The sequence below is a fragment of the Dankookia sp. P2 genome (genome assembly GCF_050632255.1).
Classification (GTDB): domain Bacteria; phylum Pseudomonadota; class Alphaproteobacteria; order Acetobacterales; family Acetobacteraceae; genus Paracraurococcus.
Window position 1 is genome coordinate 6,127,688 of sequence record NZ_CP192581.1, and the last position, 24,170, is coordinate 6,151,857.

Annotated in this window: 9 protein-coding genes and 16 pseudogenes; 23 read left to right on the forward strand and 2 right to left on the reverse strand. The window is 68.8% G+C overall.

Translation table 11 applies throughout. The features are described from left to right. Nucleotides 1–4 precede the first annotated feature (4 nt). From ACQ86J_RS36460 to ACQ86J_RS36570, 23 genes and pseudogenes are all read left to right on the forward strand, one after another. Nucleotides 5–561, forward strand: a pseudogene (locus ACQ86J_RS36460) (NuoB/complex I 20 kDa subunit family protein). Next, nucleotides 554–1,172, forward strand: a pseudogene (locus ACQ86J_RS36465) (NADH-quinone oxidoreductase subunit C); the annotation flags it as partial. The pseudogenes ACQ86J_RS36460 and ACQ86J_RS36465, both read left to right, overlap by 8 nt. A gap of 81 nt (nucleotides 1,173–1,253) precedes the next feature. After that, nucleotides 1,254–2,497: pseudogene (locus ACQ86J_RS36470) on the forward strand (NADH-quinone oxidoreductase subunit D). Next, nucleotides 2,494–3,141: pseudogene (locus ACQ86J_RS36475) on the forward strand (complex I 24 kDa subunit family protein). The pseudogenes ACQ86J_RS36470 and ACQ86J_RS36475 overlap by 4 nt, the downstream one beginning before the upstream one ends. After that, nucleotides 3,132–4,447, forward strand: a pseudogene (gene nuoF / locus ACQ86J_RS36480) (NADH-quinone oxidoreductase subunit NuoF). The pseudogenes ACQ86J_RS36475 and nuoF overlap by 10 nt, the downstream one beginning before the upstream one ends. A gap of 6 nt (nucleotides 4,448–4,453) precedes the next feature. Next, nucleotides 4,454–6,498, forward strand: a pseudogene (nuoG, locus tag ACQ86J_RS36485) (NADH-quinone oxidoreductase subunit NuoG). A gap of 5 nt (nucleotides 6,499–6,503) precedes the next feature. Next, a pseudogene (gene nuoH, locus ACQ86J_RS36490) lies at nucleotides 6,504–7,516 on the forward strand (NADH-quinone oxidoreductase subunit NuoH). A gap of 12 nt (nucleotides 7,517–7,528) precedes the next feature. After that, a complete protein-coding gene (nuoI, locus tag ACQ86J_RS36495) occupies nucleotides 7,529–8,017 on the forward strand; it encodes an NADH-quinone oxidoreductase subunit NuoI (protein ID WP_431269335.1) in 489 nt (162 codons plus the stop codon). Nucleotides 8,018–8,118: 101 nt separating this feature from the next. Further along, nucleotides 8,119–8,742, forward strand: a pseudogene (locus ACQ86J_RS36500) (NADH-quinone oxidoreductase subunit J); the annotation flags it as partial. Between the two features lie 67 nt (nucleotides 8,743–8,809). Next, on the forward strand, nucleotides 8,810–9,121 hold the full coding sequence (gene nuoK / locus ACQ86J_RS36505; protein WP_431272661.1) for an NADH-quinone oxidoreductase subunit NuoK: 312 nt from the start codon (nucleotides 8,810–8,812) through the stop codon (nucleotides 9,119–9,121). 5 nt (nucleotides 9,122–9,126) lie between these two features. Further along, entirely contained in the window at nucleotides 9,127–11,037 is a 1,911-nt protein-coding gene (gene nuoL / locus ACQ86J_RS36510; RefSeq protein ID WP_431272662.1) for an NADH-quinone oxidoreductase subunit L, read from the forward strand. 2 nt (nucleotides 11,038–11,039) lie between these two features. Then, nucleotides 11,040–12,550, forward strand: a pseudogene (locus ACQ86J_RS36515) (NADH-quinone oxidoreductase subunit M). Between the two features lie 4 nt (nucleotides 12,551–12,554). Then, nucleotides 12,555–13,979: pseudogene (nuoN, locus tag ACQ86J_RS36520) on the forward strand (NADH-quinone oxidoreductase subunit NuoN). Continuing rightward, nucleotides 13,976–14,227: a hypothetical protein gene (locus tag ACQ86J_RS36525; protein WP_431272784.1), complete on the forward strand. Its 252-nt coding sequence runs from the start codon at nucleotides 13,976–13,978 to the stop codon at nucleotides 14,225–14,227. Before nuoN ends, ACQ86J_RS36525 begins: the two are co-directional and overlap by 4 nt. Continuing rightward, nucleotides 14,202–14,318: pseudogene (locus ACQ86J_RS36530) on the forward strand (biotin--[acetyl-CoA-carboxylase] ligase); the annotation flags it as partial. The gene ACQ86J_RS36525 and the pseudogene ACQ86J_RS36530, both read left to right, overlap by 26 nt. A 426-nt stretch (nucleotides 14,319–14,744) precedes the next feature. Then, nucleotides 14,745–15,550: pseudogene (locus tag ACQ86J_RS36535) on the forward strand (type III pantothenate kinase). A gap of 149 nt (nucleotides 15,551–15,699) precedes the next feature. Beyond that, a pseudogene (locus ACQ86J_RS36540) lies at nucleotides 15,700–17,360 on the forward strand (ribonuclease J). Nucleotides 17,361–17,425: 65 nt separating this feature from the next. Then, nucleotides 17,426–17,473 (forward strand): annotated as a pseudogene (locus ACQ86J_RS36545) (hypothetical protein); the annotation flags it as partial. A 55-nt stretch (nucleotides 17,474–17,528) separates the two neighbouring features. After that, complete coding sequence (locus ACQ86J_RS36550) at nucleotides 17,529–17,687, forward strand: DUF1467 family protein (RefSeq protein WP_431269336.1); 159 nt, start codon at nucleotides 17,529–17,531, stop codon at nucleotides 17,685–17,687. Nucleotides 17,688–18,199: 512 nt separating this feature from the next. Beyond that, entirely contained in the window at nucleotides 18,200–19,510 is a 1,311-nt protein-coding gene (gene proS, locus ACQ86J_RS36555; RefSeq protein ID WP_431269337.1) for a proline--tRNA ligase, read from the forward strand. A 62-nt stretch (nucleotides 19,511–19,572) separates the two neighbouring features. Beyond that, a pseudogene (locus ACQ86J_RS36560) lies at nucleotides 19,573–20,824 on the forward strand (lipoprotein-releasing ABC transporter permease subunit). A gap of 7 nt (nucleotides 20,825–20,831) precedes the next feature. Continuing rightward, nucleotides 20,832–22,080: pseudogene (locus ACQ86J_RS36565) on the forward strand (lipoprotein-releasing ABC transporter permease subunit). Next, the gene (locus ACQ86J_RS36570; RefSeq protein WP_431269338.1) at nucleotides 22,073–22,759 is read left to right on the forward strand and encodes an ABC transporter ATP-binding protein; all 687 of its coding nucleotides are present in this window, start codon (nucleotides 22,073–22,075) and stop codon (nucleotides 22,757–22,759) included. The pseudogene ACQ86J_RS36565 and the gene ACQ86J_RS36570 overlap by 8 nt, the downstream one beginning before the upstream one ends. A gap of 2 nt (nucleotides 22,760–22,761) precedes the next feature. Here the strand turns inward: ACQ86J_RS36570 and ACQ86J_RS36575 are convergent, their stop codons facing one another. Continuing rightward, nucleotides 22,762–23,181: a hypothetical protein gene (locus ACQ86J_RS36575; RefSeq protein ID WP_431269339.1), complete on the reverse strand. Its 420-nt coding sequence runs from the start codon at nucleotides 23,179–23,181 to the stop codon at nucleotides 22,762–22,764. Next, nucleotides 23,090–24,136 (reverse strand): DMT family transporter, encoded by a 1,047-nt coding sequence (locus ACQ86J_RS36580; protein WP_431269340.1) that lies wholly within the window; start codon nucleotides 24,134–24,136, stop codon nucleotides 23,090–23,092. Before ACQ86J_RS36580 ends, ACQ86J_RS36575 begins: the two co-directional genes overlap by 92 nt. Nucleotides 24,137–24,170: the final 34 nt, after the last annotated feature.

Sequence of the window (24,170 nt, forward strand, 5' to 3'; positions counted from 1 at the left end):
CATCATGAGCGGAAATACGGATACGGTTGCCTGGAACCGCGAGCACCTGGCGCCCGGCGCGGCGCAGGATGCGGTGGTGAAGGGGATCACGGGCGAGATCGAGGAAAAGGGCTTCGTCGTCGCCAACCTCGACAAGGTGGTGAACTGGGCCCGCACCGGCAGTCTCTGGCCGATGACCTTCGGCCTCGCCTGCTGCGCGGTGCCGATGATCCACGCCTACATGGCGCGCTACGACCTCGACCGATTCGGCATCATCCCCGCGGCTCGCCGCGGCAATCTGACGTGATGATCGTGGCCGGCACGCTGACCAACAAGATGGCGCCTGCGCTGCGCAAGGTCTACGACCAGATGTCCGAGCCGCGCTGGGTCATCAGCATGGGCAGCTGCGCCAATGGCGGCGGCTACTACCACTATTCCTACAGCGTGGTACGCGGCTGCGACCGCATCGTGCCGGTGGATGTCTACGTGCCGGGCTGCCCGCCGACGGCGGAGGGCCTCGTCTACGGCATCCTGCAGCTGCAAAAGAAGATCCGGCGGACGGGGACCATCCTGCGTGGCTGATACGATCGACAAGGCCGCGGCGCTGGCGGCGCTGGGCGAGGCCGTGCGCGCGGCGCTGCCGCAGGGTGCGGTGCAGTCCATCGAGGTCGAGCGCGGCGAGGAGCTGGTGCTGCGCATCGGCCGCGAGGCGCTGCTGCCGGCCATGACGCTGCTGCGCGACGGCGAGGGCTTCGCCTTCGAGCAGCTGATGGACCTCTGCGGCACCGACTGGCCGGAGCGGCCCTTGCGCTTCGAGGTGGTCTACAACCTGCTCAGCCTCTCGCTGAACCAGCGGATCCGTGTGGTGGTGGGGACCGACGCCGCGACGCCGGTGCCGAGCGTCGCGGCCATCTGGCCGGTAGCGACCTGGTACGAGCGCGAGGCGTGGGACATGTACGGCATCGTCTTCGCCGGCCTCACCGACCTGCGCCGGCTGCTGACCGATTACGGCTTCGAAGGGCATCCGCTGCGCAAGGACTTCCCGCTGACCGGCTATGTCGAGGTGCGCTACGACGAGGAGCGCAAGCAGGTCGTCTACGAGCCGGTGACGCTGACGCAGGACTTCCTGCAATTTCGACTTCCTCAGCCCCTGGGAAGGCATGACCACCCTGCCGGGCGACGAGAAGGTCCACCTCAACCGAGATCGAAGGGCCGAAGGCCCAGGGGACCGGAGCATGAGCGGCAGTTCCGCCATGGCGTCCGAGGCGGGGCCGATGGCCGCTGCCGCGGATCCGCAGGGCTTCGTCTCGGGGACCGGGGACGAGCCGGTGTCGCGCACCGTCGAGGTCGACAGCCACACCATCAATTCCGGCCCGCAGCACCCGGCGGCGCATGGCGTGCTCCGCCTCATCCTCGAGATGAAGGGCGAGATGGTCGAGCGCGCCGACCCGCATATCGGCCTGCTGCACCGCGGCACCGAGAAGCTGATCGAGTACAAGACGTACATGCAGGCCATGCCCTACATGGACCGGCTCGACTACGTCTCGCCGATGTGCATGGAGCACAGCTACGTCCTGGCGGTGGAGAAGCTGCTGCGGATCGAGGACCAGGTGCCCGAGCGCGCCCGCGTCATCCGCACCATGTTCGCCGAGCTCACCCGCATCCTGAACCACCTGCTGAACGTCACCACCTATGCGCTCGATTGCGGCGCCATCACCCCGGCGCTCTGGGGCTTCGAGCAGCGCGAGCACCTGCTCGAATTCTACGAGGCGGCTGGCGGCAGCCACTACCACGTCAACTACTTCCGCGCCGGCGGCGTGGCGAAGGACATCCCGCGCGCGCTCGAGGACCGCATTGGCAACTGGTGCAGGCAGTTCCCCGAGAATTCCTCCGCGACCTCGAGGGGCTGCTGACCGAGAACCGCATCTTCAAGCAGCGCACCGTCGATATCGGCGTCATGACCGCAGAGCAGGCGATGGCCTGGGGCTTCTCCGGCCCCTGCATCCGCGCCTCCGGCCTGCCCTGGGACCTGCGCAAGTCGCAGCCCTACGAGATCTATGCCGACCTCGACTTCGACATCCCCGTGGGACGGCACGGCGACTGCTACGACCGCTACCTCGTGCGCATCCAGGAGATGACGCAGTCGCTGCGCATGGTGGAGCAGTGCCTCGCGCGGCTGAAGCCGGGCCCGACCAAGATCCTCGACAACAAAATCACGCCGCCGAAGCGCGGCGAGATGAAGCGGTCGATGGAAAGCCTGATCCACCACTTCAAGCTCTACACCGAGGGCTACCACGTGCCGGAAGGCGCCACCTACACGGTGACCGAGGCGCCGAAGGGCGAGTTCGGCGTCTACATGGTGGCTGACGGCACCAACCGGCCCTATCGCTGCAAGATCCGCGCGCCGGGCTATGCGCATCTGCAGGCGATGGAAGTGCTTTCGAAGGGACACATGCTGGCGGATGCCGTGGCGATCATCGGCTCGCTCGACATCGTCTTCGGGGAGATCGACCGGTGACCACGCCTGACACCCCGGTTGAGTTCACCCAGCCGGACAGCTTCGTCTTCGACGCCGAGAGCAACGCGGCGATCGAGATCATCGTCAAGCGCTACCCCGCAGGCGGGCAGGCCAGCGCCGTCATCCCGCTGCTGTATGTGGTGCAGCGGCAGATGAAGCGGCAGACCGGCAGCGCCTGGGTGCCGAACAAGGGGATGGATGCGGTGGCCGAGCGGCTCGGCATGGCGCCGATCCGTGTCTACGAGGTCGCCACCTTCTACTTCATGTTCAACATGAAGCCGATCGGGAAGTACCACCTGCAGGTCTGCGGCACGACACCCTGCTGGCTGCGCGGATCGGACGAGGTGACGACGCGCCTGCAAGGATGCCGGCCATGTCGCCGGCTTCGGCCGAGACCAGCGCCGACGGGATGTTCACCATGACCGAGGTCGAGTGCCTCGGTGGCTGCGTCAACGCGCCCATCCTGCGCGTCGACGACGACTACTACGAGGACTTGGACTACGAGAGCACGGTGGAAGCTGATCGAGGCGCTGCGGCGCGGCGAGCGGCCCGCGCCGGGCTCGGTCATCGGGCGCCAGACCAGCGCGCCGGTGGGCGGGCCGCTGACTTTGACCGACGTGCCGGGAGTAAGGCCGTGGCGCTGAGCGACAAGGACCGCATCTTCACCAACCTCTATGGCCTGCACGGCTGGCAGCTGGATGCGGCGCGCCGCCGCGGCCACTGGGACGGCACCAAGGGGCTGATCGAGAAGGGGCGCGACTGGATCATCGAGGAGGTCGCAGGAATTCCGGCCTCCGCGGCCGTGGCGGCGCCGGCTTCCCGACCGGCCTCAAATGGTCCTTCATGCCCAAGCAGGCGAGCGACCGGCCGCACTACCTGGTGGTCAACTCGGACGAGTCCGAGCCCGGGACCTGCAAGGACCGCGACATCCTGCGGCACGACCCGCACACCTTGATCGAGGGCTGCCTGATCGCCGGCGTGGCGATGGGCGCGCATGCCGGCTACATCTATGTCCGCGGCGAGTACTACAACGAGCACCTGGTGCTGCAGGCGGCGATCGACGAGGCCTATGCGGCCGGGCTGCTCGGCCCGAATGCCTGTGGGGGCGGCTGGGACTTCGACCTCTACGTCCATCGCGGCGCCGGCGCCTACATCTGCGGCGAGGAGACGGCGCTTATCGAGAGCCTCGAGGGCAAGAAGGGCATGCCGCGGCTGAAGCCACCATTCCCCGCCGCCGTCGGCCTCTATGGCTGCCCTTCCACGGTCAACAATGTCGAGACCATCGCCGTCGTGCCGACCATCCTGCGGCGCGGCGCGGCCTGGTTCGCCGGCTTCGGCCGGCCGAAGAACAGCGGCACCAAGATCTTCTGCATCCAGGGCCATGTGAACAAGCCCTGCAATGTCGAGGAGGAGATGTCGATCCCGCTGCGCGAGCTGATCGAGAAGCATGCCGGCGGCGTGCGCGGCGGCTGGGACAACCTGCTGGCGGTCATCCCGGGCGGCTCCTCCACGCCGATGATCCCGAAGGCGGTCTGCGACGACGTGCTGATGGACTTCGACGCGCTGCGCGAGCACAAGACCGGCCTCGGCACGGCGGGCGTCATCGTCATGGACAGGTCGACCGACCTGATCAAGGCGATCGCCCGGCTGTCCACCTTCTACAAGCATGAGAGCTGCGGCCAGTGCACCCCATGCCGCGAGGGCATGGGCTGGGTGAAGCGCATGATGGACCGCATGGTCGAAGGTCGCGCCGAGGTCGACGAGATCGACGTGCTCGAACAGGTGACGCGGCAGATCGAGGGCCACACGATCTGCGCGCTGGCCGATGGCGGCGTCTGGCCGGTCCAGGGCCTGATCCGTCACTTCCGGCCGATGATGGAAGAACGCATTGCCGCCTACAAGGCCGCGAAGGGCTCGCCCGCGCCCACGCTGCCGATGGCGGCGGAGTAAGCCACGATGGCGAAGGTCACGGTCGACGGGATCGAGGTCGAGGTCCCGAACGGCGTCTCCGTGCTGCAGGCCTGCGAGGCCGCCGGCAAGGAGATCCCGCGCTTCTGCTACCACGAACGCCTGTCGGTTGCCGGCGATTGCCGGATGTGCCTGGTCGAGGTCGAGAAGGCGCCGAAGCCCATCGCCTCCTGCGCCTATCCGGTCGCCGACGGCATGAAGGTCTTCACCGACAGCCCGATGGTCCGCAACGGCCGCCGCGGCGTCATGGGATTCCTGCTGATCAACCACCCGCTGGATTGCCCGATCTGCGACCAGGGCGGCGAGTGCGACCTGCAGGACCAGGCGATGGCCTTCGGCCATGACCACAGCCGCTACAAGGAAGAAAAGCGGGCGGTCAAGGACAAGTACATGGGGCCGCTGGTCAAGACCATCATGACCCGCTGCATCCAGTGCACCCGCTGCGTGCGCTTCGCCACCGAGGTCGCCGGCGTGCCGGAACTCGGCGCGACCAACCGCGGCGAGAACATGGAAATCGGCACCTATGTCGAGAAGGCGCTGACCACCGAGCTGTCCGGCAACCTGATCGACATCTGCCCGGTCGGCGCGCTGACCAGCCGCCCCTATGCCTTCGTGTCGCGGCCCTGGGAGCTGCGCAAGACCGACAGCGTCGACGTGCTGGACGCGACGGGCACCAATATCCGCATCGATGCGCGTTCAGGCGAGGTGCTGCGCATCCTGCCGCGCACCAATGACGACGTGAACGAGGAGTGGATGGCCGATCGCGGCCGCTTCTCCTTCGATGGTCTGAAACGCCGCCGGCTTGACCGCCCCTGGGTGAAGGTGGACGGCAAGCTGAAGCCCGCCACCTGGGCCGAGGCCTTCGGCGCGATCGCGGCGAAGCTGAAGGGCACGCCCGGCGAGCGCATCGGCGCCGTCGCCGGCGGGCTGGTGGATGCCGAGGCGCTGGTGGCGCTGAAGGACCTGATGGCCGCGCTCGGCAGCCGCAACCTGGAATGCCGGACCGACGGCGCGGCGCTCGATGCCTCGCGGCGCGACTACTACACCTTCAACACCGGCATCGCCGGGATCGAGGAGGCGGATGCGCTGCTGGTCATCGGCAGCAACCCGCGCACCAGATCCCCGGTGATCAACGCCCGCATCCGCAAGCGGGTGGTGGCGGGCGGCTTCCCGGTCGGCTTCATCGGCCCGCGTGGCCTCGACCTGACCTACCGGCACGACTGGCTGGGCGAGGGGGTGTCACGCTCCGTGCCCTGGCCGCCGGCACGCACCGCTTCAACGAGGTGCTGCGCGGCGCCAAGCGGCCGATGCTCATCCTCGGCCGCAGCGCGCTGACCCGCGCGGACGGCGCGGCGGTGCTGGCGGCGGCCTGGCGGGTCGCGGCGCAGAACAACATGCTGCAGGCCGACTGGCACGGCTTCAACCTGCTGCACCAGTTCGGTGGCCAGGTCTCGGCGCTTGATCTCGGCTTCGTCCCGCCGGCCGGTGGCGCGGCGATCGCGCCGCAGACCCAGGCGCTTTGGCTGCTCGGCGCCGAGGTCGATCCGGCGGCGATCCCCGACGGCGCCTTCGTGGTCTACCAGGGGCATCATGGCGAGGCTGCGGCGGCGCGGGCCGACGTGATCCTTCCCGGCGCGGCCTATACGGAAAAGGACGCGACCTGGGTGAACACCGAGGGCCGCGTGCAGCGCGGGCGCCTCGCAGTCTACCCGCCCGGCGAGGCGCGGGAGGATTGGAAGATCATCCGCGCGGCCTCCGAGGTGCTGGGCAAGCGGCTGCCCTATGACTCGCTGGATGCGGTGCGCGCGCGGCTTGCCGCGGTGAACCCGGCCTTCGGCGGCGAGGGATTCGTGCCGCACGGCTGCCCCGACCTCGCGGGCCCCGCGGGCGACGCCACGGCGGTGACGGATGCGGCCTTCGCGCCGGCGGCCGGCAACTACTGGCAGGCCGATCCCATCAGCCGCGCCTCCGCCACGATGGCGGAATGCGCCAGGGTCTATGCCGCGCCCACCGCGGCGCTGGCGGCGGAGTAGGATCGATGGACGGCTTTCTCGCTTCGCCGGTTGGCATCCTGGCGATCACCGTGGCGCAGACCCTGGCGCTGCTGGTCCCCGTGCTGATCGGCGTTGCCTACCTGACGCTGGCCGAGCGCAAGGTGCTGGCCGCCATGCAGATGCGGAAGGGGCCGAACGTGGTCGGTCCCTTCGGCCTGCTGCAGCCTTTCGCCGATGCGCTGAAGATGCTGATGAAGGAGACCATCGTTCCTTCGGGCGCGAAGCCGCTTCCTCTTCATCCTCGCACCGATGCTGCTCTTCATGCTGGCGATGCTGGCCTGGGCGGTGATCCCGGTGAACGATGGCTGGGCGATCGCCGACATCAATGTCGGGGTGCTGTACCTGTTCGCCATTTCCTCGCTCGGCGTCTACGGCATCATCATCGCCGGTTGGGCCTCCAACTCGAAATACGCCTTCCTCGGCGCGTTGCGCTCGGCGGCGCAGATGGTCAGCTACGAGGTCTCGATGGGCTTCGTCATCGTGACCGTGCTGCTCTGCGTCGGCTCGCTGAACCTGTCGGAGGTGGTGCGGGCGCAGAGCAGGGTGTGGTTCTTCATCCCGCTCTTCCCGATGTTCGTCATCTTCTTCATCAGCACGTTGGCGGAGACGAACCGGGCGCCCTTCGACCTGCCGGAAGGCGAGGTCGGAATTGGTCGCGGGCTTCTTCGTCGAATACAGCTCGATGTCCTTCGCGCTGTTCTTCCTCGGCGAATACGCGAACATGATCCTGATGTCGGCGCTGACGACGATCCTGTTCCTCGGCGGCTGGCTGCCGCCGATGGCGATCGAGCCCTTCATCTGGATCCCCGGGCCGATCTGGTTCATCCTGAAGATCTGTCTCTGCCTGTTTACCTTCATCTGGGTCCGCGCGACCTTCCCGCGCTACCGCTACGACCAGCTCATGCGGCTGGGCTGGAAGGTCTTCCTGCCCTTCAGCCTCGTCTGGCTGGTGCTCACCGCGGCCGTGCTCAAGCTGGCCGGCTGGCTGCCGGCGTAAGGATCGGACGAGATGGCAAGCCTCGATCGCGTTGCGCGCAGCCTGCTGCTGTCGGAGATCGTCTCCGGCATGGCGCTGACGCTGCGCTACTTCTTCAAGCCCAAGGTCACCATCAACTACCCTTATGAGAAGGGCCCGATCTCGCCCCGCTTCAAGGGCGAGCACGCGCTACGTCGCTACCCGAATGGGGAGGAGCGGTGCATCGCCTGCAAGCTGTGCGAGGCGATCTGCCCGGCCCAGGCCATCACCATCGAGGCCGAGCCGCGCGAGGATGGCAGCCGCCGCACCACGCGCTACGACATCGACATGGTGAAATGCATCTACTGCGGCATGTGCGAGGAGGCCTGCCCGGTCGACGCCATCGTCGAGGGGCCGAATTTCGAGTTCACCACCGAGACGCGGGAGGAGCTGCTCTACGACAAGCAGCGGCTGCTGGCGAACGGCGACCGGTGGGAGCCGGAGCTCGCCAAACGGCTCGAGCTCGACGCCCCCTATCGCTGACCTATTCCCGGGCCGCCGCAAGCGGCCGGTCCCTGTCTACCGCGCCCTTTCGGCGCCACACCGGACGATGCCATGATGCAGCAACGGCCTGGAGGCACGCGATGATCGCCGCGCTCGCCTTCTATCTCTTCGCGGCCATCCTGATCGCCTCCGCGGTCATGGTGGTCACGGCGCGCAATCCGGTCCACAGCGTGCTGTTCCTGATCCTCGCCTTCTTCAACGCCGCGGCGCTGTTCCTGATCGCGGGCGCCGAGTTCCTGGCGATGATCCTGGTCATCGTCTATGTCGGCGCCGTCGCGGTGCTCTTCCTCTTCGTCGTCATGATGCTGGACATCGACTTCGCCCGGCTCCGCGAAGGGTTCCAGCGCTACGCGCCGATCGGCGCCGTGGTCGGCGGTATCCTGTTCCTCGAGCTGGTGCTGGTGCTCGGCAGCTGGACCTTCGCCGACCAGGCGGACGACCTGCGGCTCTCGCCCAATCCGGGCGCCACGGTCACCAATGCCGAGGCGATCGGGCGGATCCTCTATACCGACTACGTCTACCTTTTTCAGGCCTCCGGCCTGATCCTGCTGGTCGCCATGATCGGCGCCATCGTGCTGACGCACCGCGAGCGCGCGGGCACCCGCCGGCAGAACATCGGCGCGCAGGTCTCGCGCAGCGGCTCGATCAGCATGGAGAAGGTGCCGACCGGCGCCGGCATCAAGGTGCTCGGCATCCGCCGACCGCCGGAGCCGGAAGCCGAGGCGCCGAAGGTCACGCACGACGCCGGCCATGGACACGGGGGCACCACTGATGCTGACCATCGGCCTCGCGCATTATCTGACGGTTGGCGCCATCCTGCTGGTCCTGGGTGTCTTCGGCATCTTCCTGAACCGGAAGAACGTCATCGTCATCCTGATGAGCGTCGAGCTCATCCTGCTCTCGGTGAACCTGAACTTCGTCGCCTTCTCCGCCTGGCTGGACGATCTGACGGGCCAGATCTTCGCCATGTTCGTCCTGACCGTAGCGGCCGCGGAAGCGGCGATCGGCCTGGCCATCGTCGTCATCTACTTCCGCAATCGCGGCAGCATCGAGGTCGAGGGTATCTCGACCCTGAAGGGCTGAGCTCCATGTACGTCGGCGCCATCTTCTTCCCCCTGCTGGGGGCGACCATCAGCGGCCTCTTCGGCCGCTGGCTCGGCGACAGGCTCGCGCAATGGGCTTCCGTGCTCTGCATGGTGCTGGCCGCCATCTGCGGCGTGCTGGCCTTCGGCCAGGTCGCGCTCGGCGGCCATCCCCTGGTCCAGCCGATCTGGACCTGGATGGACGTGGGCGGACTCGAGGTCTCCTGGGCCCTCCGCTACGACACGCTCAGCGTCGTCATGGTGGCCATGGTCACCTTCATCTCGACCCTGATCCACCTCTACTCCGTCGGCTACATGTCGCATGACGCGACGCCGCCGCGCTTCTTCGCCTACCTCAGCCTCTTCACCTTCATGATGCTGATGCTGGTGACGGCCGACAACCTCGCCCAGCTCTTCTTCGGCTGGGAGGGCGTCGGCCTCGCTAGCTACCTGCTGATCGGCTACTGGTACGACCGCGAGAGCGCCAACCGCGCGGCGATGAAGGCCTTCATCGTCAACCGCGTCGGCGACGTCTTCTTCATGCTCGGCCTGGCGCTGACCTACTACGTCTTCGGCAGCATCGAATTCGCCACCATCTTCCCGGCGGTCGAGGCGCATACCAACGACACCTTCCTCGGCGTCAACGCCGTCGAGCTGATCGCGGTGCTGCTCTTCCTTGGTGCCTGCGGCAAATCTGCGCAGCTCGGCCTGCATACCTGGCTGCCGGACGCGATGGAGGGGCCGACGCCCGTCTCCGCGCTGATCCACGCCGCGACCATGGTGACCGCCGGCGTCTTCCTGGTCTGCCGCATGTCGCCGGTCTTCGAATATGCGCCCGTCGCCAAGTCGATCGTCACCGTCGTCGGCGCCAGCACGGCCTTCTTCGCCGCGACCATCGGCTGCGTGCAGAACGACATCAAGCGGGTCATCGCCTACTCGACCTGCTCGCAGCTTGGCTACATGTTCTTCGCCGCCGGCGTCGGCGCCTACCAGGTGGCGATGTTCCACCTCTTCACCCACGCCTTCTTCAAGGCGCTCCTGTTCCTCTCGGCTGGCAGCGTGATCCACGCCATGTCGGACGAGCAGGACATGCGGCGGATGGGCGGCATCTGGACCAAGATCCCGGTGACCTATGCCGTGATGTGGATCGGCAACCTGGCGCTGGCTGGCATCCCCTTCTTCGCCGGCTATTATTCGAAGGACGCGATCCTCGAAGCCGCCTGGGCCAGTCATAGCGGCGTCGGCGCCTATGCCTTCCTGATGGGCATGGTCGCCGCCTTCCTGACCGCCTTCTACTCCTGGCGCCTGCTCATCATGACCTTCCACGGCGCGCCGCGGGCGGACCACCACACGATGGAGCATGTGCACGAAAGCCCGCTGGTCATGCTGGTGCCGCTGCTGCTGCTGGCGGTGGGCGCGGTGCTGACCGGCTACATCTTCGCGCCGCTCTTCATCGGCGAGCACGCGCACGACTTCTGGCACGGCGCGATCTTCAACGGCGAGCACAACCACATCCTGCACGCGATGCACGAGGTGCCGGAATGGGTGCCGCTGGCGCCCACCGTCATGGGCGTGGCCGGCATCGTGCTCGCCTACCTGCTCTACATGGTTGCGCCGGGCATCCCGGCGCAGCTCGCGGCGCGCTTCCGTGGGATCTACCTGTTCCTTCTGAACAAGTGGTACTTCGACGAGCTCTACGACGCGATCTTCGTCCAGCCCGCCCGCCGGCTCGCCGAGGTCTTCTGGAAGACCGGTGACGCCCGCATCATCGATGGCATGCCGAACGGCGCGGCGGACCTGGCGGTCCAGGTCTCGCGCGGCGCGGTGCGCATCCAGACCGGCCGCGTGGCGGATTACGCCTTCGCCATGATCATCGGCCTGGTCGTCTTCGTCTCCCTCTTCCTGATCGGGCGCTGATAATGAACGCCGCAGGCTTCCCGTTGCTCTCGCTCGTCACCTTCCTGCCGCTGGCAGGCGCGCTGATCATCATGTCGGTGCGCGGTGACGAGGAGGTCGTCGCCCGCAATGCCCGCTGGACCGCGCTTTGGACCAGCCTGATCGTCTTCCTGCTCAGCCTCATCCTCTGGGCGCGGTTCGACACCTCCTCGGCCGCCTTCCAGTTCGAGGAGAAGCTGGCCTGGCTGCCGGAATTCGGCGTCGGCTACCATATGGGCGTGGACGGCATCTCGGTGCTCTTCGTCCTGCTCTCGACCGCGCTGACGCCGCTCTGCATCCTCGCCTCCTGGGAGGCGATCGGTACCCGCGTCCGGGAATACATGATCGCCTTCCTCATCCTCGAGACGATGATGGTCGGCATGTTCGCCGCGCTCGACTTCATCGTCTTCTACGTCTTCTTCGAAGCCGTGCTGATCCCGATGTTCCTGATCATCGGCGTCTGGGGCGGGCCGCGGCGGGTCTATGCCGCCTTCAAGTTCTTCCTCTACACGTTGCTCGGCTCGGTGCTGATGCTGCTGGCGATCCTCTATCTCTGGTACAATGCCGGCACGACCGACATCCCCGAGCTGTTCGAGCAGGCCGTGCCGCGCGCGGCGCAGACCTGGATCTTCTTCGCCTTCCTTGCCTCCTTCGCGGTGAAGGTGCCGATGTGGCCGGTGCATACCTGGCTGCCGGACGCGCATGTCGAGGCGCCGACGGCGGGCTCGGTCATCCTGGCCGGCGTGCTGCTGAAGATGGGCGCCTATGGCTTCCTGCGCTTCACCTTGCCGCTGCTGCCGGAGGCGACGGCGACCTTCGCGCCGCTGATCTTCGTCCTCTCTGTCGTGGCCGTCGTCTACACCTCGCTCGTCGCGCTGGCGCAGGAGGACATGAAGAAGCTGATCGCCTACTCCTCGGTCGCCCATATGGGCATCGTGACGATCGGCATCTTCAGCCTGAACCAGCAGGGCCTTTCGGGCGCGCTCTTCACCATGCTGGCGCATGGCGTCGTCTCCGGCGCGCTCTTCCTCTGCGTCGGCGTGCTCTATGACCGCGTCCATAGCCGCGACATCCTGCGCTATGGCGGCGTCGCCGGGATCATGCCGGCCTATGCGATGGTCTTCATGCTCTTCACCATGGCCTCGGTCGGCCTGCCCGGGCTCGCCAATTTCGTCGGCGAGTTCCTGGTCATCGTCGGCGCCTGGAAGGTGAACCCCTGGGTCGCCTTCGGTGCCGCGACCGGCATGGTGCTCGGCGCGGGCTACATGCTCTACCTCTATCGCCGGGTCAGCTTCGGCAAGATTACCCGCGACGATCTACGCATGCTGCTCGACCTAAGCCCGCGGGAATACGTGGTCTTCGCGCCGCTGATCGTCCTGACCTTGTGGATGGGCGTCTATCCGCAGTCTTTCCTCTCCTTCTTCGAAGCCTCGGTCGCGGCGCTGGTGCAGCGGCACGAGGCGGCGCTGGCGCTGCGCGCCTGGCGGGGATGTAAGCCGATGATCTGGACCCTTGCCCTACCGGAGCTGGTGCTCGCCGTCTCCGGCCTCGTCATCCTCGCCGCCGGCGTGATCCCGAAGCGGGAGACCTTCTTCCCGGTTTCCATGGCCTGCGTCGGCGCGCTGCTGCTGGCGGCGGTGCTGGTGCTCGGCCAGGCCGAGGGCACCGCGCTCGCCGGCCACTATGTCTCCGATGCCTTCAGCGGCTTCATGAAGTTCCTGGCGCTGGCCGCCGCCGCGCTCGGCATCCTGCTCTCGCTCGACTTCAACGAGCGCGAGGGCACCGCCCGCTTCGAGATTCCCCGTGCTCATGCTCTTCGCCACGCTCGGCGCGATGGTCATGATCTCGGCCAACGACCTGCTCTCGCTCTATCTGGGGCTCGAGCTGCTTTGCGCTGCCGCTCTACGTCCTTGCCTCGTTCAACCGCGACAACGGCCGGTCGGCCGAGGGCAGGGCTGAAGTACTTCGTGCTCGGCGCGCTCGCCTCCGGCCTGCTGCTCTATGGCAGCTCGCTGGTCTACGGCTTCGCCGGCACGACGAATTCCGACCGCCTGGGCGAAGCCTTCTCCGAGCCGAACGGCATCTCTGCGGGCGTCGTCGTTGGCGTGGTCTTCGTCATCACCGGCCTCGCCTTCAAGGTCTCGGCGGTGCCCTTCCACATGTGGACGCCGGACGTCTACGAGGGCGCGCCGACCCCGGTCACCGCCTTCTTCGCCTCGGCGCCCAAGGTCGCGGCGATCGCGCTGCTGGCCCGCGTGCTGCTCGGCCCCTTCGGCGACCTCGTGGCGCAGTGGCAGCAGGTGATCGTGCTGGTCTCGCTCGGCTCGATGATCCTCGGCGCCTTCGCCGCCATCGGGCAGCGGAACCTCAAGCGGCTGATGGCCTATTCCTCGATCGGCCATGTCGGCTACGCGCTGATGGGCCTTGCGGTGGGCTCCGATATCGGGCTGCGCGGCCTGCTGGTCTACATGGCGATCTACGTCTTCATGAACCTCGGAACCTTCGCGGTGCTGGTGTCCATGCGGCGCGCCGGCCGGTCGGTCGAGGGGATCGAGGACCTCGCCGGGCTCGGCCGCACCGATCCGGTGACGGCGATGTGGATGGCCGTGTTCATGTTCTCGATGGCCGGCATTCCGCCGCTCGCCGGCTTTTTCGGCAAGCTCTACGTCTTCCTCGCCGCGGTCCAGGGCGGCTTCTGGACGCTCGCGGTGGTCGGCGTGCTGACCAGCGTGGTCTCGGCCTACTACTACTTGCGCATCGTCAAGGTGATGTATTTCGACGCGGCGGTTGGCAGCCTCGACCGCGCCCCGGCCAGCCTGACCATGGTGATGGCCGGCACCGGCCTGTTCACTGCGCTGTTCGCGCTGTGGCCGGCGCCGATGCTCGCGGCCGCGCAGGCCGCGGCCGCGGCCCTTCTGGGGTGAGCACTTCCGGCCAGGGTGGGGCCGCTGCCGCGGTCCTGCCGCCTGGCTGGCGGCTCGAGCTGCATGCGGCGCTGCCGAGCACCTCCGCGCTCCTGGCGCGCCGCGCCGAGGCCGGCGAGCCCGAGGGCCTCGCCATCCAGGCGCTGGAGCAGACGGCCGGGCGGGGCAGGGGCGGGCCGCGCCTGGGCCTCGCCGCCCGGCAATCTCTATCTCTCCGTCCTGCTGCGGCCCACGGGCCCGGCGCGTGAGGCGCCGCAATGGAGCCTGCTGGCCGGCCTGGCCCTGGCCGAGGCGGCGGCCGGGAGTGTGCCCGATCCCGCGGCGTTGCGGCTGAAATGGCCGAACGACCTGCTGCTCGGTGGCGCGAAATGCGCCGGCATCCTGGCCGAGAGCGCCCTGACGCCGACGGGCGGCATCGCTTGGCTGACGCTCGGCATCGGGGCGAATCTGGCGCATGCGCCGGCGCTGCCGGACCGGCCGACCGCGGTGCTCGCGGGGGCCGGGCCGCCGGAGGAATTCGCCGCCCGGCTGCTCGCCCGGCTGTCCCACTGGCGAGGTTTGCAGCAAGCTGAGGGTTTCGCCCCCGTCCGCGCCGCCTGGCGCCGCTTCGGCCCGGCCCTCGGTGAGCGCATCGCGCTCCGTGCCCTGCCGGGCGGGGGGACTTCGCGGGGCTCGCCGAGGATGGCAGCCTGCTGCTCGATATCGACGGGACCCGGCGGGCCATCCCCGCCGGGGAGATCCTGTCCCCTGGAGAGGCCTGAGGCCATGCTGCTCGCGATCGATGCGGGAAACACGAACGTGGTCTTCGCCGTGCACGACGGCACGGAATGGCGCGGCCGTTGGCGCATCGCAACGCGACCGGACAGGACCTCGGACGAATATGCCGTCTGGCTGCTGGCGCTGCTGCAGCATTGCGGCCTGAAGGTCGCCGAGATCGACCGCTGCGCGTCATCGGCACGGTGGTGCCGGCCGCGCTGTACAACCTGCGCCGGCTGTCGCGCGAATGGTTCCAGGTCGAGCCGCTGATCGCCCGCGCCGCCGTGGACTGGGGCTTTGCGATCAAGGTGGAACGGCCGCAGGAGGTCGGCGCCGACCGGTTGCTGAACTCGCTGGCGTCCCACCACCATTACCAGGGGCCGCTGGTCGTCATCGATTTCGGTACAGCGACAACTTTTGACGTGGTCGACAAGGACGGCGCCTATCTCGGCGGCGTCATCGCCCCCGGGGTGAACCTCTCGCTCGAGGCGCTGCACCAGGCCGCCGCCCGGCTGCCGCGGATCGGAATCGGCCGGCCGCAGGCGGTGATCGGCCGGGACACGGTGGCCGCCATGCAATCCGGCATCTACTGGGGCTATGTCGGGCTGATCGAGGGCATCGTCGGCCGGATCCAGGCGGAGTACGAGGCACATCTGAAAGTGGTCGCAACCGGCGGCCTGGCCCCGCTTTTCTCCGAAGGCACGACGATCATCGAGAAGATCGACCCCGATATCACGCTCGAGGGGCTTCGCCTGTTGGCGGAACGCAACCCGGTCCCCATTTTGCAGCGGACGGTCTTGCGCGACTCCCTCTGAGCGCGAGTCAGCTTCCGGCCCGACCCCGCAGGCTTGCCGCCCGCGGGGCAGGCGGCCGGAAACTGCATCGCGCTTGCAACAGTAAGGCTAGGGTCAGGCTGCCTCCGCTCGGGGCTGGCGCAGCCCTGGGGACAGGTATGGACGATTACATGACGACGGCCGGACCCGATCCGGCCGGTGACCTCGCATTCATTCCCCTCGGCGGCACCGGCGAGATCGGGATGAACCTCAACGTCTACCGCTGTGACGGCAAGCTGCTCGCCATCGATTGCGGCATCGGCTTCGGCGGTCCGGAGAATCCCGAGATCGAGGTGATGGTCCCGGACCCAGTCTGGCTCGCCGAGCGGCGGGACCGCCTGGTCGGGCTGGTGATCACCCATGCGCATGAGGACCATGTCGGCGCCGTGGCCCACCTTTGGCCCATGCTGCGCTGCCCGATCTATGCCGGGCCCTTCGTCTCCGCCGTGCTGCGGCGGAAGCTGGGCGAGGCGGGGCTGCTGGGCGAGGCGAAGATCACCACCGTGCCGCTCAGCGGCCGGATCAAGCTGCCGAACTTTGACCTCGAATTCCTCCGCGTCGCCCATTCGGTCCCCGAGGCCCAGGCGGTCGCCATCCGCACCCGGCATGGCATCGTGGTCCATACCGGCGACTGGAAGCTCGACCCCGAGCCGCTGATCGGCGAGCCGACCGACGAGGCCGCCTTCGCCCGCCTTGGCGAGGAGGGCGTCCTCGCCATGGTCTGCGATCCGACCAACGCACTGGTCGAGGGGCATTCCGGGTCCGAGGCGGAGGTGCGGCGGAACCTGACCGCCATCATCCGCAGCCTGAAGGGGCCGCGTCGCGGTCAGCTGCTTCGCCACCAACGTGGCGCGCGTCGAGAGCATCACCCGCGCCGCCATGGCTGCGGGCCGGCAGGTCGCGCTGTTCGGGCGGTCCCTGCGGAATGCCGAGGCGGCGGCGCGGGAATGCGGCTACCTCAGCGACATCCCCGCCCTACGTGCCCGAGGAGGAGGCCGGGTTCATCCCCGACGACAACCTCCTGCTGATCTGCACCGGCAGCCAGGGCGAGCCGCGCTCGGCCCTGGCCAAGATCGGCGCCGACACCCATCCCCAGATCGCGCTGGGGGAGGGCGATACGGTCATCTTCTCCTCCCGCATGATCCCGGGGAATGAGCGGGGCATCCTGCTGCTGCAGGACCAGCTGGCGCGCCGCGGCTGCAAGGTGATGACCGCCGACGACCACATGGTCCATGTCTCCGGCCACCCGGCGCGGGACGAGCTGAAGCGCCTCTATCAGCTGGTGCGGCCGAGATACGCGGTGCCGGTGCATGGCGAGTGGCGGCACCTGTCGGAGCACGCGGCGCTGGCCAAGGATCTCCAGGCCATCCCGGTGCTGGTCGAGGATGGCGACGTTCTCCAGCTCGCCCCCGGCCGGCCCGATGTGGTCGAGGGCGTGCCGACCGGCCGGCTGGCGGTGGACAATGGCCGCCTTCTGCCGATCACCGGCGGCGTCCTGGCCGCCCGCAAGCGCATGCTGTTCAACGGCGTGGTCATGGCCTCCTTCGCCGTCGACGAGGCGGGGCGGGTGCTCGGCACGCCCCAGGTCTCGGCGCCCGGCCTGCTGGATGGCGACGACCATATCGGCGCGCAGCTCGCCGCCGACCTGGTGCGGGCGGTGGGCGACCTGCCCAGCGGGCTGCGGCGGGAGGACGACGCGCTGCGCGAGGCGGCGCGGTCCGTCCTGCGGAAGGCGATCGGCCGGCGGCTGCGCAAGCGGCCGAATGTCGAGGTCCACTTGCTGCGGGTCTAGCACCTGCCGGCATCCGGCCGGGCCACCCGCCCGGCCATCCCCACCCGCGCCATCCGGAGTGTCCCATGGGCTGGGTCAGCGGGATTGTCGTCTTCTTCCTGGTCTGGTGGCTCACGCTCTTCGCGGTGCTGCCGATCGGCACGCGACCGAGATCCCGAGGGCGACGCGGTGACCGGCTGGCGTGGCGCGCCGGAGAATCCGCGTCTGCTGCGGAAGGCGCTGATCACCACGGCGATTTCGGTGGTGATTTGGCTGGGAATCTATTTTTTGGTCGAGAGCGATTGGCTCAGCTTCCGGACGGGTTGGCTGGCCTTGCCGGAAAAATGAGCGACTTTCCGGCCGTTTAGCGGGTGTCGCCTTCTCGTTGAGCAGTCTGCGCCTGGGAGCCGTTTTTTCCGCTTTTCCAGCAGCCTTTGCCGTTGTCCGGCGTTCGGTCTCCGCGTCACCATGCTTCCAGAGAGAGGGTTGGTCCTCTCTCTGCCGTGTGACTGGCGTTTCCTCCCTAAACTCGGGCCGCACCCAGCGGGTGCGGCCTTCTTTGTCTACAACGCCGGGCTTTCGCCGCCAAGTGGAAACATCCGCGATCCGGTCAGATTCTTTCCTCTTCGTTCGTGGTGCACCGCAGCAAAGAAAGATAATTGCGACATGGCCGAGATGCCGCGTCCTTTGCGCTTGCCATTCCCGTCGATGCAGGTTCGGGCTACGGCCGCCCGCGTTCGAAGAAGGACCGCTGCCGCCCTGGCCTGCTAGTTTCAGCGCAGATTCGGGCGTCCAGGCGTTCACGCTCTCCCGCCATCTGCTCTAAAGGACGCCGAAGACCTGCCCTCGAGGAGCCAGCCTTGCGCCTGTCCCGCGCCTTCCTGCCCACGCTGAAGGAAACCCCGGCCGAGGCGCAGATCGCCTCCCACCGCCTCATGCTGCGCGCCGGCATGGTCCGGCAGACCAGCGCCGGCATCTATGCCTGGCTGCCGCTGGGCTGGCGGGTGCTGCAGAAGGTCGAGCAGATCGTCCGCGAGGAGCAGGACGCCGCCGGGGCGCAGGAAATCCTGATGCCGACGATCCAGACCGCGGATCTTTGGCGCCAGTCCGGCCGCTACGACGCCTATGGCCCGGAGATGCTGCGGCTGCGCGACCGCCACGACCGCGAGATGCTGTTCGGGCCGACCAACGAGGAAATGGTCACCGAGATCTTCAAGACCTATGCGAAGAGCTACCGCGACCTGCCGCGCAACCTCTACCACATCCAGTGGAAGTTCCGGGACGAGGTGCGCCCGCGCTTCGGCGTCATGCGCGGCCGCGAATTCCTGATGAAGGACGCCTATTCCTTCGATCTGGACTATGCCGGCGCGCAGAAATCCTACCGGCGGATGTTCGTCGCCTATCTGCGGACCTTCGCCCGGATGGGGCTGAAGGCGATCCCGATGCAGGCCGATACCGGGCCGATCGGCGGCAACCTCAGCCACGAATTCCTCATCCTGGCGGAGACCGGGGAGAGCCAGGTCTACCTGCACAAGGACCTGCTGGACTTCGACGTGCTGTCGCAGCCCGTGGACTACGAGGGCGACCTCTCGCCCACCGTCGACTTCTGGACCAGCCGCTACGCCGCGACCGACGAGAAGCACGACGAGGCCGCCTGGGCGCAGGTCCCGGCCGCCTCCCAGGTCTCGGCGCGCGGCATCGAGATCGGCCACATCTTCTATTTCGGCACCAAGTACAGCGCCTCGATGGGGCTATCGGTCAGCGGTCCCGACGGCAAGCCGGTGGCGCCGGAGATGGGCAGCTACGGCATCGGCGTCTCCCGCCTGGTCGGCGCCATCATCGAGGCGAACCATGACGAAGCCGGAATCAAGTGGCCGGACGCGGTGGCCCCGTTCAAGGTCGCGGTGCTGAACCTGAAGGTCGGCGACGCGGCAACGGATGCGTTGTCCGAGCGGCTCTACCGCACCTTCGACCCCGACGCCGTCTATGACGACCGGGCCGACCGTGCCGGCGCGAAATTCGCCGATGCCGACCTGCTCGGTTATCCCTGGCAGGCGATCATCGGCCCGCGCGGGGCGGCGGCCGGCATGGTGGAGCTCAAGCGCCGCGCGACCGGCGAGCGGGTGGAGCTGTCCGTCGAGGATGCTATCGCCCGGATCAGGAGCGCCTAGCGTTCCGATCGCGGAGCACTGCAGCATGGCGAGGAGCGGCGCGTGACTCGGGTCGCCAGCTGATGTTCGGGCCGTTCGAACGCATGGTGGCCTGGCGCTACCTGCGCGCCCGCCGCGGGGAGCGCTTCGTCTCCGTCACCGCCGCCTTCTCGCTGGCCGGCATCGCCCTCGGCGTCGCCGCGCTGATCATCGTGATGGCGGTGATGAACGGCTTCCGGCAGGACCTGGTCGGCCGGATCATCGGGCTGAACGGGCATCTCACGGTGCAGCCGGAGAAGGGCCGGGCGCTTCCGGGCTACGCGGCCCTGGCGGCCAGGCTGCGCGGCCTGCCGGGGGTGCAGCAGGCCACGCCCACGGTCGAGGGCCAGGTGCTGCTGACCGGGCAGTCCGGCGGGGCCAGCGGCGGGCTGGTGCGCGGCATCGCGCCCGAGGAATTGCGCGCCCGTGCCGTGATCGCGCGGGGAATCCGCCGCGGCAGCCTGGCCGGGTTCGGCGACGAGGACACGGTAGTGGTCGGCACCCGTCTCGCCGGCCGCATGGGGCTGCGGCTGGGCGACCGGCTGACCCTGGTCCTGCCGCAGGCGCGCGGCGCCGATTTCAGCGTGGCGCCGAAGCAGCGCGGGTTCCGCGTGGTGGCGATGTTCGAGATCGGCATGCCTGAATACGACGGCCGCCAGGTCTTCATCCCGCTGCAGGCGGCGCAGGAATTCTTTGGCTTGGGCGACGCCGTCAGCCAGATCGAGCTGCTGGTCGCCGACCCGGCCCAGGTGGCGCCGGTGACGGCGGCGGTGCGCGCGTCGCTGGCTGGCCAGCCGCTGCGGATCGCCGACTGGCAGGGCGCCAACAGCAGCATCTACGCCGCGGTGGTGGTGGAGCGGAACGTGATGTTCCTGATCCTGACCCTGATCGTGGTGGTGGCGGCCTTCAACATCATCTCCTCCCTCACCATGCTGGTGAAGGACAAGGGGCGCGACATCGCCATCCTCCGCACCATGGGGGCGGGCAGCGGCGCCATCCTGCGGATTTTCCTGCTCTGCGGGGCGACGGTCGGCTGCGGCGGCACGCTGATCGGCTTCGCCCTGGGCCTCGGCATCGCCACCAATTTCGACACGCTGCGGGCCGGGCTGCTGGCGCTTGAGGGCACCCTTCTTTCGGCCCGAGCTGCTCTTCCTGACGCAGCTGCCGGCGGTGGTGGAGCCGCGCGAGGTGGTCACCGTGCTCGCCATGGGGCTCGGCCTCTCGCTGCTGGCGACGCTCTATCCCAGCTGGCGGGCGGCGCGGATCGACCCGGCCCAGGCGCTGCGGCATGGCTGAGGCCAGGATGTTCGGCGCCTTCGAACGCGCGGTCGCCGCGCGCTACCTCTGGGCCCGCAAGGGCGAGCGCTTCGTCTCCGTCATCGCCGGCTTCTCGCTGGTCGGCATCGCGCTCGGCGTCGCCACGCTGATCGTGGTGCTCTCGGTTATGGGCGGCTTTCGCCAGGAATTGCTCGGCCGCATCCTCGGCCTCAACGGGCATCTCGGCATCTCGGCGATGCAGGGGCCGCTGGCCGATTACGCCACCGCCACCGCCCGCATCCGTGCCCTGCCGCAGGTCGAGCGTGCCGCGCCCGTGGTGGAAGGGCAGGTGCTGCTGACCACCGATGCCGGCGGCTCGGCGGGCGGCCTCGTCCGCGGCATCGCGCCGGAGGACCTGCGTGCCCGGCCGATCATCGCCGGCAATATCCGCGCCGGCGACCTGGCCGCCTTCCAGGGCGACGACGCGATCGTCATCGGCGCCGGCCTGGCGCGGAAGCTCGAGGTCGGGATCGGCGACCGCGTGACCGTGGTCTCGCCGCAGGGCCGCGTGACGGTCTTCGGCACCGTGCCGCGGCTGCGCGCCTACAAGGTCGTCGCGGTCTTCGAGGTCGGCATGCAGGAATATGACAGCGGCTTCGTCTTCCTGCCGCTGGCCGCGGCGCAGCTCTTCTTCCAGCTGCCGAATTCGGTCAGCCAGATCGAGGTCCACCTGCGCAACCCGGACGACTCCGACGCCGCCGCCCAGGCGATCCGCCGGGCGCTGCCCGACCGGCCGCTGCGGATCGCCGACTGGCAGGACGCCAACAGCGGCTTCTTCCAGCTGGTGCAGGTGCAGCGCAACGTGATGTTCCTGATCCTGACCCTGATCATCCTGGTGGCCGCCTTCAACATCGTCTCCTCGCTGACCATGCTGGTGAAGGACAAGGGGCGCGACATCGCCATCCTCCGCACCATGGGGGCGGGCAGGGGCGATCCTGCGGATCTTCCTGCTCTGCGGCGCGGCGGTGGGCGGCGTCGGCACGCTGGCCGGCTTCGGCATCGGGCTGGCCTTCTGCGCCAATATCGAGAGCATCCGGCAGGGGCTGATGGTGGTCACCGGCACCACGGTCTTCGACCCCGAGATTTATTTCCTGACCCGCATCCCCGCCGTGGTCGATGCGGCCGAGGTGGCGCAGGTGGTCGGGCTCGGCCTGTTGCTGTCGCTGCTGGCGACATTGATCCCAAGCTGGCGGGCGGCGCGGCTGGACCCGGTGGAGGCGCTGCGGAATGAGTGAGACCATCCCGGCGCTGCGCCTGGCGGCGGTGGAGCGGCGCTACCGCACCGAGGCGGGCGAGCTGCCGGTGCTGCGGGGCGCGGAACTGTCGTTGCAGGCCGGCGAGATCGTCGCCCTCGTCGCGCCTTCCGGCACCGGCAAGTCGACCCTGCTGCACCTGGCCGGCCTGCTGGAGAAGCCGGATGCCGGCGAGGTCTTCGTCGGCGGCCGCCCCGCCGGCACGCTGTCCGACGCCGACCGCACGGCGATCCGCCGTACCACCATCGGCTTCGTCTACCAGTTTCACCACCTGCTGCCGGAATTCAGCGCGGAGGAGAACGTGGTCCTGCCGCAGCTCGCGGCCGGCACGGCTCGCGGCGCGGCGCGGGACCGTGCGCGGGCGCTGCTCGGCAGCTTCGGGCTGGCGGGGCGGGAGCATCACCGGCCCGGCCGCCTCTCGGGCGGCGAGCAGCAGCGCGTGGCGATCGCCCGGGCGCTGGCCAATGCGCCCCGGGTGCTGCTGGCGGACGAGCCGACCGGCAACCTCGATGTCGGCACCGCCGGGCTGGTCTTCGAAGAGTTGCTGGCCGCGGTGCGCGGCCAGGGCCTGGCCGCACTGATCGCCACCCACAACCCGGAGCTCGCGGCGCGGATGGACCGGGTGGTGACCTTGCGGGATGGGCGGGTAGTGGAGGCCTGAGCCTACTCCGCCGCCAGCATCTCCATGCGCGGCCGGGCCGGCGCGGACGCGCCGCGCAGCAGCAGGCCCAGCAGCCGGGCCAGGAACAGCAGCGCGCCCGCCATCCAGACCGTCGCCGCGGCGATCGCCAGGCCGGGCTGCTGGTGCTCGATCGAGAGATAAATGCCGAAGGGGAAGGCCAGCGCCGCCGCGGCGGAAAGCCCGTATTGCGCCAGCGCCGGGAATCGCCGCGCCGTCAGCTCGGGATAGGCCCGGTAGGTCAGCCCCATCAGCGCCAGCGAGGTCCAGCCCAGCAGGTTCAGGTGCGCATGCACCGGCGCCAGGTGGAAGTCATGCGCCATTCCCATGGCGATCCCCATGCCCACGCCGCAGACCAGGCAGAAGGCGGCGGTGGCGAGGAAGAGCAGCGGCAGGCGAGGCATCGGCGGCGTCTCCGTATGTTGCATACGGGCTGATTAGAGCAGCCTCCCGCACCGGGTCTGTGCGCCGGCGCACGGTCTTGCCGCGCCAGAGCGCGCCGCAGAGCATGCCGATGATCACCAGGGCCATCCCCGCCACCTGGGTCGCCGTCACCGCCTCCCCCAGCAGCAGCCAGGCCCAGAAGACGCCGAGCGCCGGGACCAGCGGCGGCAGCAGCGCGCCGCGCGCCGGGCCGAGCAGGGCAACCGCCCGGCTATAGAGCAGCACCGCCACCCCGCCGGATATGATGCCCTGGTAGGCGGCCTGGATCACCGCCTCCCGCGGGTGGTCGGGCAGCCCGCCGAGGCCGAAGACGCCGAGATGCACCGGCACCCACAGCAACGAGGCGGTGCCGACCACCGCCGCCGCCCGCGCACCCGGGACCTTCCAGTGTCGCATCAGCACGCCGTACAGCGCCCAGATCAGCCCGCTGAAGATCAGCATCAGGTCGCCGACCCAGGCCCGGCTGCCGCCCTCCGCCAGGCTGGCGCCGCCGATCAGCAGCAGCCCGGCTGTGAGGATGAAGAGGCCGACGCGCACGCCGATCTCCGGTGCTTGCCGCAGCACCCACCAGCCGAGCAGAGGGGCAAACAGCATCGTCCCGCCGGGGTTGAGGATCGACGCATGCGTCGCCGGGGCGAATTGCACCGCCGCGGCGCAGAGCAGGAAATAGGGGGCGCCGGCCAGCAGGGTCAGCACCGCCGCGCGCCCCGTCGGCAGCCCGCCCAGCCCGACCCGCCACAGCACCCCGCCCAGCACCAGCCCTGCGAAGCTGGTACGCAGCAGCACCAGGTCGGCGACCGCGAGGCCGGCGGCGAGCCCATGCCGGGAGGCGACGAAATTGCCGCTCAGCAGCACCATGGCGAGCACCCCCGCGGCGATGGTGCGGCGGTCCGCTCCCTGCTGTCTGTCCGGCATGGGCCGCAGCATGCCGGGCCCGGTGGCGGCGTGC